Consider the following 8,369-nt stretch of genomic DNA (forward strand, 5'->3'; position numbering starts at 1 on the left):
TGCGATTTCGTATTTGCAACAATGCAAACAATGGCAACACACTACGAAGAATTTGCTAATAACGAATTTCAAGTCATTGTGATTGACGAAGCTCATCGTGTTGGAGGCAAAAGCTATCAAAACATGATGGCCTATTTTAATCCAGACTTGTGGCTTGGCATGACTGCCTCGCCTGATCGTAGTGACAAATTTGATGTCTACTCCGCTTTCGGACACAATATCGCACATGAAATTCGATTACAAGAAGCAATGCGTTTAAATCTTCTTTGTCCGTTCCACTATTATGGAATTACGGATTTTGAAGTTGATGGTTCAGAAAAGAAACTACGCGATTTCAATTATTTAACATGCGACAAACGAGTCGATTACGTCATTCAAAAAGCAGAATATTTTGACCATAGTGGTAATCGAGTAAAAGGTTTAGCCTTTTGCAGCACAATAGAAGAAGCGAAAGAACTTTCTAGAAAATTCAACGATCGTGGATACAAAACTATAGCACTTTCTGGCGCAGACTCCCAAGATGCTCGTGAAAAAGCAGTCGAGCAATTGGAGCAAGATAATCGTGATGACGGCCTTGATTACATCTTTACCGTTGATATTTTTAATGAAGGCATAGACATCCCGCAAGTAAATCAAATTTTAATGCTTCGCCCAACAGAATCGCCCATTATCTTTATACAACAATTAGGTCGCGGGCTTCGAAAAGCAGAGAACAAAGAATTCGTAATGATTCTTGATTTTATCGGCAATTACACCAACAATTACATGATTCCAATAGCCTTGTCTGGAGATAGAACTTACAACAAGGACAACATTCGTCGTTACGTTCGCCAAGGGGTAAAAGTACTTGAAGGAGCATCGACAATCCACTTTGATGAAATTGCTCGTAAGCGAATTTACGAATCCATCGATTCTGCCAATTTTAACGAATTTAAACTAATCAAAGAATGCTATAAAAACCTCAAATACAAGTTGGGCCGAATTCCAAAGTTAATGGACTACGAGGAATACGGAGAAATCGATGCTATGCGTATTTTTGAAAACGCATCATTAGGATCATATCACGCATTTTTGAAGAAAGTCGAAAAGGAAGAATACAAGGTAGAATTAAATTCCCTTGAAGAATCGTATTTAAAATACATTTCAACAAAATTCGCCAATGGCAAACGTATTCATGAATTGCTATTACTTAAGTCCATTTTAGACGATTCCAAATCAAATGATTTGTGGAACGATCTTGAAAAAACATTAACTCAAAAAGGGATTTTCTTTAATTCTAATACAAAACAAAATGTTTTTAATTTACTAAGAGGTTCCTTCGCGACTGGCGCGGCCAAAGATTCCTATTCTGACGTAATCATCGTAGAAGAAAAAAACAATGCAATCATTGCATCACCTACTTTTATAAACCTATTGAAGAACACAGAATTTCGTAAGCAAATCACCGAGGTTGTTGATTTTGGTCTTTTCCGCAATGAAAGATACTTTGGAACTAGATACAAAGACACTTCGTTCAATCTTTATGCAAAGTACACTTATGATGACGTTTGTCGTTTATTAGATTGGGAAAAAGGCGAAGTTCCATTAAATATCGGTGGCTATAAATACGATCAAAAGACAAAAACGTTCCCAATATTTGTGAACTATGACAAAAATGAAAACGTCAAAGTCACACAACGCTATGAAGATTCTTTTGAAGATGAACAAACTATGTTCTGGGTTTCTAAATCAGGCAGAACCAAAGCCTCCAGCGATGTACAAAATGCATTAAATGCAGATCAACTTGGCATTAAGCTCGATTTATTTGTTAGAAAAAATAAAGACGACAAAACTTCAAAAGAATTTTATTATCTCGGCAGGCTACATGCAACGGGAGATGCTCAGGAATTTACAATGCCAGACACAGACAAATCTGCTGTAAAAATAAAATACATCTTGGAAACACCTGTTCGTCAGGACATTTACGATTATTTAGTAGGATAACATGAAACGTATCGAAGTCGTAGCAGGCATTATTAAGGATGGTGATAAAATATTCGCAACCCAGCGCGGGTATGGTGAATTCAAGGACGGCTGGGAATTTCCGGGTGGCAAAATGGAACCTGGCGAGACACCGCAAGAAGCTCTTGCCCGTGAATTGAAGGAAGAGCTTGCGGTTGATGTAAAAGTAGGCGAATTCCTCTGTACCGTGGATTACGATTATCCGACTTTTCATTTGACCATGCACTGTTTTTATTGCTCGGTAATTGGTGGAGAATTGACTCTGCTGGAACACGAAGCGGCCAAATGGTTGAACATGTCGGAACTGCGTTTAGTCAACTGGCTGCCCGCCGATGTAGAAGTCGTCGCAGCATTGGAAAGGAATCTATAAAGCGTTCCGCGCGCAATGTGCAAATTCTTGGCGATGTCGCTCTTGGGCATGCCCTGTGAAAGCATTTCACGGATCCATTCGTGATTCTTTTCGCAATTCGAATTAAGGACTAGACTACCTTTGGGGCGCCCGAGAATAGCGCCTTCCGCCTTTTTGCGAGCCAAAGCTTCTTTAGTTCGTTGACTGATAAGATTCCGCTCGATTTCTGCGGACAAGCCAAAAGCAAACGCGAGAACTTTGCTTTGAATGTCATCGCCGAGACGGTAATTGTCTTTGATTGTCCATACGCGGCATTCCTTGTTCATGCAGATGTTCAAAATTTCCATAATCATGAACAGGCTACGTCCGAGGCGCGAAAGCTCTGCACAAATGATTAAATCGCCTTTCCGAACTTTTTTCAGGAGGCGCCCGAGTCTGCGTTTTGTATAGCTTTTTGTTCCGCTGATAGTTTCTTCAAGCCAACCGTCAACTTGCAAATTTTGTTGCTGTGCAAATCGCTTTATTTCAAAGCGTTGATTTTCGACAGTCTGTCTGTCGGTGCTTACGCGTATATAGCCGTAAACCATTTTGTATGTTGTATTCCATTTCGATTCTCATATAGCAAACCAGCCTGTTGTGGCCATATATTAATGATCTAATAATTGCTTGAGTTTTTTTATTTAATTGGATTCTTCTATCAAAACGACAATATCTCCTTCGTTATATTTATTACGATATGCCTCGTAGTAACATGATTCCAACGCTGTTTTCGGGGTGAAATATTCCTTGGACAGGACCATTCCGCTATCGATGCATTCCATATCGAGTTCCCCGTCTATGTCTATGTTTTCCGGCTTGAAAGTAGACCAAAGACAATAATCGACAAATCCTTTTTGGATGTCTTCTTGCTGCAAATTGTCCCCCGTGCCCGCCTGAATTTTCAGGAAGACTTGTTTGCTTTTGATCCATGAAAGTGATGCATTAAACATGTTATTTTTTCCCTGTAGAAGAATTTAGATTCTTTATGCTTGAGATACAATGGCTCCGAGTTATGGGACGAATTTCGAAGAAGTTGAGTTTTGGGGGCTTGGAACCTCTTGACAGCGGTCTTTTGGTAACTTATATTGTTGGTGTGCAAGTGTGCAGACACGCTTCTGCGCATTTTGCCTGAGATTTCGAAAATCCCCGTGACAGTCGGCATAGGCCTTATGGCCCGTACGTGCATCCGCGATGGGGCGCATCCACCTTCTTGTGGGTGTTGTTGGATAGCTAGTTGAAATGTGTCACCACTGGTGACCAAATTAATCTGCTTGATATCTGAATACAAATTCCAACACTTTATCTGTTGTTTTTTGTTCGTATTTTTTGTAGTTTATCCCTACCAATTATTTTAAGGAGTACACATTATGAGAAAACTGATTCTTCCTATTGCTGCCTTTGCTATGGCTTCGTTTGTCGCCTGTGGTGACGATAGTTCGCCAAACGCTCCGGCGGCCGGCCCAAAACAAGATACGCTCCCGGCGAGTGTTGATAAGTTCTTTGATCTGGACAACAATTACACATGTTCCCAGACTGTGAACAAGTGCGCAACGGTCGTTGTTACGGGTTATTCTGAATTGGCTCAATGCAATGGCGCTCAGTGGGATATGCAGACTTTGGGCAATCCTGTGGCGGGTTGCGAAAATGCAGCTCCGGCCACGAATCCTCCTGCAACTGATACGCCTGCTACAGGCACGCCCACTACTGATACTCCGGCAACGGGCGCGATGGTTTCTTGCGATGTCCCGGGTGTCTTTGGCGAATGCCTTGAATATCCGGCAGGCAGTGCAGAAGCGGCGGCGATAGAAGCCCAGTGTGTGAGTGTGATGATGGGGACTCTCGGCACGGGTTGCGCAAAGTAATCTAAATCCTTAGAATGGATGGAAAAGTCGGCCGTAGGGTCGGCTTTTTTGTATCTTGTCGATAAAAAATTAAGGAAACGAAAATGAACGGCTTAAGAAAAAATTTGGCGATGAAGGTCGCTATCTTTGTTGTGTTTGCGGTTCTCGTGGCGGGGGCGTCCGAAGATATTAAAATCGTTAAAATCAACGATGACAATTTCGAAAAGGAAATTCTGCATTCCAAGAAACCTGTGATTCTTGAAGTTTCGTCGACGAGCTGCCCGCCGTGCCTTGTCATGATTCCGACGCTTATCGGTATTGCAAAAAATTACAGCGATATCAAGATTGCGTCTATCGGGATTGACGAACCGAATATCGAGAAAATCAAGAATACGCTCCCGATTCGGGCGTTTCCGACGTTCTTTTTCATCAAGGACGGTCGCATTATCAACCAGCGCGTGGGCGTTGTCAAGGAACCGGAGCTTCTGAGCGCTTTGGATTACACCCCAAAGCCAAGTGCTGCGCAAAAGGCGAAGAGCAAACCGAAAAAGAAGAATGCGCACAAGAATCTTGTCTGCAAGGTGGATGGCCAGTTCAATGGACTCAAGAATCTTGTGACGATTTCGTTTGTGTTCGGCGATTCAGAAATTGAAAATGTCGATATCGTGACGGATGTGTTTGTGCCGCCGGAGCAGTTCGACAGGCGCGACCAGATGATGGAACATATCCGCGCGAGTGGCAAGGGCGAGGTGGTCCCGACGATGACGGGTTTCCAGATGCATATTGACAACGATTGCCGGTTTATGAAGGCGATGGACATGAAGCGCACTTCGACTTATGGCGAGATGCGGGCCGGGCTTGAATTGCAAGGTTTTACTTGCAAGTAGTTTTGTCATTCCGACAATAAAAACGCTCAAATTGCTGTGAAATGCCCCCTTTATGGGGGTATTTTTTATTGTGGTAAAAAGGATGTGGTATGAAAAATAAATTTCTCTTTTTATTTTTGGCGGTTTCTGCTTCTCAGGCCGCGGTGAATCTGGGTGTAAGTCTTGGCGATAGCATCAAGCCGGTGACGCATGTGGCGACGGGCTCGCTTTATGGCCTTACTGAGAGTCTTCCGAGCAATATCGAGCGTGATGTCGCCCCGCTCAAGCCGAACGTGTTCCTTTCTCCGGCGCGCAGCGGTAACGGTCGCCAACAGCCGATTGGTGGGGCTTTCCTTGTGGCTCCCCGTGTCGAAAGCATTGGTGCGAAAATTCAGATTCGCCTTGCTGACGTTTTGCCGGGATGGCCGTACAAGTTCCAGAATATGGACCACTGGAAAAATGAAGTAAAATCGGTCATCAACGACAAGCTTAAGTCAAACAACAAGAATTTTGACGGTTACGAAATCTGGAACGAGCCGAATGACACTTGGAAATCGAATATCGACTTCAATTCCGGTCTTTGGAAACAGACTTACGATTTGATTCGGCAGATGGACCCTGGTGCAAAGATTATCGGCCCTTCGTACTCATTCTACCACGCTTCGCAAATGGAAGCGTTTATCAAGTATTGTGCACAGAATAACTGCTTGCCCGATGTCGTGAGCTGGCACCAGTGGGGGAGTGGTGGCTTTGTTGGAGCTGTCGAAACCTACCGCGCGCTTGAAAAAAAGTATAACGTGACTCCACGTCCGCTGAGCATCAACGAATATTCTTCGACGGAACATTCCGAAGAAGGTTGTCCGGGGCTGTCGGTGCCGTTTATTGCAAAGTTTGAACGTCACGGCGTCGAAAGCGCAATGATTTCCTGGTGGTTTGTACCGCTTCCAGGTCGTTTGGGGAGCCTTCTCACCAAGGACAATGAACGTGGTGGCGGCTGGTGGCTTTATAAGTGGTATGGCGACATGAGCGGTTACATGGCTAAAGTGACCCCGCCGAACGACAAGAGCGATGGCGTGGACGGTTTTGCCGCTCTCGACAAGAAGAAGGGCTTTGCAAGTATTGTGCTTGGCGGCAACACCAAGGGCGATGTGAATGTGAATATTTCGGGCATCCCTGCAGAATTTGGCAGTCAGGTAAATGTCTCTGTTGAATATGTTGTATGGGAAAATAAGGACAAGGCAGTGCCTTCGACCACGACTGTATCAAATAAGGATTACGATGTTAGTGGCGGAAAGATTACGGTGCCTGTAAATATCACGAATACAAAGTATGGCTATCGCGTGTATATCACGCCGATTATTCCGCAAGCCCCTTACAAGGATACGGCTATGGAGATTCCTGGTAAAGTCGAAGTCGAAAATTACGATGTCGGCGGTTCGGGCAAGGCTTATCTTGATTTGGATGATGACAACAAGGGTGGTGAATATCGCGAAGACGCTGTTGATATCGTGAAGGCCGGTGATGGCTATGCCATTGGTTACACGCAAGAGGGCGAATGGCTTGAGTACACTGTGAAGGTTGCTGAAAAAGAAGATTATGCGGTTTCAGTCCGCTATGCGACTTCTTCGGAAAATACGGGCATGAAGCTGTATGTCGATGGCAAGGTCGCCTTGGACAATGTCGCGTTCCCGCAAGGCGCGGACTGGGAAACTTATTCGACGGTCGATGCCGGGAAGGTGAGCCTTTCGGCGGGCGAGCATGTGCTCAAGCTTGAAATTGTCGGAAACTACGTCAATATCGACTGGCTGAACTTTGAAAGCGAAAAGACGATTGCGATTGGAAAGCCTACGCTGCACGCTGTTCCGCATGAGGCTAGTTATGATGTGTTCGATATGCAAGGTCGCCTTGTTGCAAAATTGAAGGCGTTCGGCTCCGAAAGTTTGCGCTCAAAAATTTCAGCTACGGTGAAGCGTCCTGGAACCTACATTGCAAAGCCTCAAACGGGCGGAAAAATGTTGCGAATTTCGGTGAAATAGGTAAAAACTTTATTCGCTAAAGTTTGTTTAAAACTTGCGCCAAAAAGCCGGTTCCTTATGGAGCCGGCTTCTTTGTAGGAGTCTATGAGGAGTCTATGAATTTTTCAAAATGTGCTGTAGCAAGGCGGTACAGCCTTCGTTGACGTCTTGCCAGGTGGCTTCGAAATCGCCTGTGTACCAGGGGTCTGCAACGTCGCGGTTTTTGCCCGCCCAATCCATGAGGAGCGAAACTTTGTGAGCTCGGGAATCACGCGCATCTTGTTTCTGTGCTGGTTCTCGAGCTTCTTGATACTGTGCGAGTTCTCGTTCGTAAATGTCACGGGGTAAAATCCAGCGGAGATTCCGCAGGTTATTTTGATCCATGAGCACGATGTAGTCGTAATGATTGTAGTCGGCGACGGTCATCTGGCGTGCAGTTTTCCCGTTGCAGTCGATGCCATGACTAGCGAGCATACGTCTTGCGGGCGGGTACACCGGATTTCCGATTTCTTCAGTGCTTGTCGCTGCAGATGCTATCTCGAAGTCTGCGGCGGTTAACGCTGTGTTCGTCGTGACTTGTTTTGCGGACGAACTAATGTCGCGTACCAACTTTTTCATTACAAATTCTGCCATCGGGCTACGGCAAATGTTCCCGTGACATACGAACAAGATTTTTATCATGCGTCTTTCCTAAGGCTTTCCAAGATTTTGTAAAGCGTGCAGTAAAGCGACTTGGCTTCGTCTTCTGACAAATTTACGCAACTTGCCATGGACTTAGGAACGTTCGCGGCTTTTAGTTGCAATTTTTCACCTTCATCGGTCAGGCTTACCGAAAGGCAACGCTCATCACTTGCTTCGCGGGTGCGCGTGATGTAGCCTTTGCTCTCGAGCTTTTTCAGGAGCGGGGTCAGCGTTCCTGAATCAAGGTAGAGCTTTTGTCCGAGTTCAGTGACGTTACATTTTTTCTCTTCCCACAACACGAGCATCACGATGTACTGCGTGTAGGTGAGATCGAGCGGTTCCAAGAAAGGCGTATAGCGACGCGTGATTTCCTTGGATACTGCATACAACGGAAAGCATAGTTGATTTTCAAGTTTTAGTTGAGGACAAATCATTGCACCTCCTAAAGTAGCTTTTCAACGCAAGAACGTACGTCCTCCATTTTGGCAGTGGGTTCAAAACGGGCGACAACGTTGCCTGCGCGGTCGATGACGAACTTTGTGAAGTTCCACTTGATATCAGGATTGTTCTTGTAATC

The 8,369-nt window shown here is 44.9% G+C and carries 8 protein-coding genes and 2 pseudogenes; 5 read left to right on the top strand and 5 right to left on the bottom strand.

Annotated elements, in window-relative coordinates:
• Positions 1-1,983: DUF3427 domain-containing protein (locus B3A20_RS15285; RefSeq protein ID WP_290766659.1), on the top strand; the 1,983-nt coding region annotated here is incomplete at its 5' end.
• A gap of 1 nt (position 1,984) precedes the next feature.
• Positions 1,985-2,299 (top strand): annotated as a pseudogene (locus tag B3A20_RS15290) ((deoxy)nucleoside triphosphate pyrophosphohydrolase); the annotation flags it as partial.
• Here B3A20_RS15290 and B3A20_RS15295 read toward each other — a convergent pair.
• Together B3A20_RS15295 and B3A20_RS15300 are read right to left on the bottom strand one after the other, a co-directional pair.
• Positions 2,233-2,937 carry a master DNA invertase Mpi family serine-type recombinase gene (locus tag B3A20_RS15295; RefSeq protein WP_290766661.1) on the bottom strand — a complete coding sequence of 235 codons (705 nt, stop codon included), beginning with the start codon at positions 2,935-2,937 and terminating at the stop codon, positions 2,233-2,235. The pseudogene B3A20_RS15290 and the gene B3A20_RS15295 sit on opposite strands and share 67 nt — an antisense overlap.
• Before the next feature lie 93 nt (positions 2,938-3,030).
• Positions 3,031-3,339 carry a hypothetical protein gene (locus B3A20_RS15300; protein WP_290766664.1) on the bottom strand — a complete coding sequence of 103 codons (309 nt, stop codon included), beginning with the start codon at positions 3,337-3,339 and terminating at the stop codon, positions 3,031-3,033.
• 417 nt (positions 3,340-3,756) lie between these two features.
• Here B3A20_RS15300 and B3A20_RS15305 point away from each other — a divergent pair, with 417 nt between their 5' ends.
• The 3 genes from B3A20_RS15305 (at position 3,757) to B3A20_RS15315 (ending at position 7,132) form a co-directional block, all read left to right on the top strand.
• Positions 3,757-4,251, top strand: a complete 495-nt coding sequence (locus tag B3A20_RS15305) for a hypothetical protein (RefSeq protein WP_290766666.1) — start codon at positions 3,757-3,759, stop codon at positions 4,249-4,251.
• Positions 4,252-4,334: 83 nt separating this feature from the next.
• Positions 4,335-5,117, top strand: a complete 783-nt coding sequence (locus tag B3A20_RS15310; RefSeq protein ID WP_290766668.1) for a thioredoxin family protein — start codon at positions 4,335-4,337, stop codon at positions 5,115-5,117.
• Positions 5,118-5,206: 89 nt separating this feature from the next.
• The gene (locus tag B3A20_RS15315) at positions 5,207-7,132 is read left to right on the top strand and encodes a cellulase family glycosylhydrolase (protein WP_290766670.1); all 1,926 of its coding nucleotides are present in this window, start codon (positions 5,207-5,209) and stop codon (positions 7,130-7,132) included.
• Positions 7,133-7,225: 93 nt separating this feature from the next.
• On the opposite strand, the gene B3A20_RS15320 is transcribed toward B3A20_RS15315, so the two are convergent.
• The 3 genes and pseudogenes from B3A20_RS15320 to B3A20_RS15580 all read right to left on the bottom strand — a co-directional run.
• Positions 7,226-7,792 carry a low molecular weight protein-tyrosine-phosphatase gene (locus B3A20_RS15320; protein ID WP_290766672.1) on the bottom strand — a complete coding sequence of 189 codons (567 nt, stop codon included), beginning with the start codon at positions 7,790-7,792 and terminating at the stop codon, positions 7,226-7,228.
• Complete coding sequence (locus tag B3A20_RS15325) at positions 7,789-8,226, bottom strand: MarR family winged helix-turn-helix transcriptional regulator (RefSeq protein ID WP_290766675.1); 438 nt, start codon at positions 8,224-8,226, stop codon at positions 7,789-7,791. Before B3A20_RS15325 ends, B3A20_RS15320 begins: the two co-directional genes overlap by 4 nt.
• Positions 8,227-8,234: 8 nt before the next feature.
• Positions 8,235-8,369, bottom strand: a pseudogene (locus B3A20_RS15580) (glutathione peroxidase); the annotation flags it as partial.

The sequence above is a fragment of the Fibrobacter sp. UBA4297 genome (genome assembly GCF_002394865.1).
Lineage (GTDB): Bacteria > Fibrobacterota > Fibrobacteria > Fibrobacterales > Fibrobacteraceae > Fibrobacter.

What these genes read in the sequence shown, in the direction of transcription:
- B3A20_RS15325 (WP_290766675.1), bottom strand. Translation starts at nt 8,226, where the DNA reads ATGATTTGTCCTCAACTAAAACTTGAAAATCAACTATGCTTTCCGTTG.
- B3A20_RS15310 (WP_290766668.1), top strand. Translation starts at nt 4,335, where the DNA reads ATGAACGGCTTAAGAAAAAATTTGGCGATGAAGGTCGCTATCTTTGTT.
- B3A20_RS15320 (WP_290766672.1), bottom strand. Translation starts at nt 7,792, where the DNA reads ATGATAAAAATCTTGTTCGTATGTCACGGGAACATTTGCCGTAGCCCG.
- B3A20_RS15300 (WP_290766664.1), bottom strand. Translation starts at nt 3,339, where the DNA reads ATGTTTAATGCATCACTTTCATGGATCAAAAGCAAACAAGTCTTCCTG.
- B3A20_RS15295 (WP_290766661.1), bottom strand. Translation starts at nt 2,937, where the DNA reads ATGGTTTACGGCTATATACGCGTAAGCACCGACAGACAGACTGTCGAA.
- B3A20_RS15315 (WP_290766670.1), top strand. Translation starts at nt 5,207, where the DNA reads ATGAAAAATAAATTTCTCTTTTTATTTTTGGCGGTTTCTGCTTCTCAG.
- B3A20_RS15305 (WP_290766666.1), top strand. Translation starts at nt 3,757, where the DNA reads ATGAGAAAACTGATTCTTCCTATTGCTGCCTTTGCTATGGCTTCGTTT.